At 38.1% G+C, this 294-nt stretch carries 1 protein-coding gene; it reads right to left on the bottom strand.

What is annotated here, in order from left to right:
• The coding region (locus tag ACFINZ_RS11600; protein WP_375701597.1) for a YbaN family protein at positions 1 to 290 on the bottom strand (290 nt) is incomplete at its 3' end.
• Positions 291 to 294 lie beyond the last annotated feature (4 nt).

Raw genomic sequence — 294 nt, 5'->3', positions numbered from 1 at the left:
ATTAACAGTAAAATAGTAGCAACCAATAAAGCGAACCACCAAGCAGGGTGTATCATCACCAAAAATGATAAAAAGCCACCTACCATACTCACCACTGCAAAAGCTTTAATAAACGTTGAGATAGCCCTCTTTTCTTCCCATTGTTTAATAGGTGGACCAAAAACGCGGTGATTATTCAGCCAATGATGAAAACGTGGTGATGAACGCGCAAAACACCATGAAGCGATTAATAAAAAAGGCATTGTCGGCATAATAGGTAATACTATACCTATAACACCCAATACAATCATTACC

Source organism: Bartonella sp. AA81SXKL (assembly GCF_042196945.1).
In the GTDB taxonomy this organism is placed as follows: Bacteria; Pseudomonadota; Alphaproteobacteria; order Rhizobiales; family Rhizobiaceae; genus Bartonella.
This window is presented reverse-complemented; position numbering and strand designations above follow the sequence as displayed.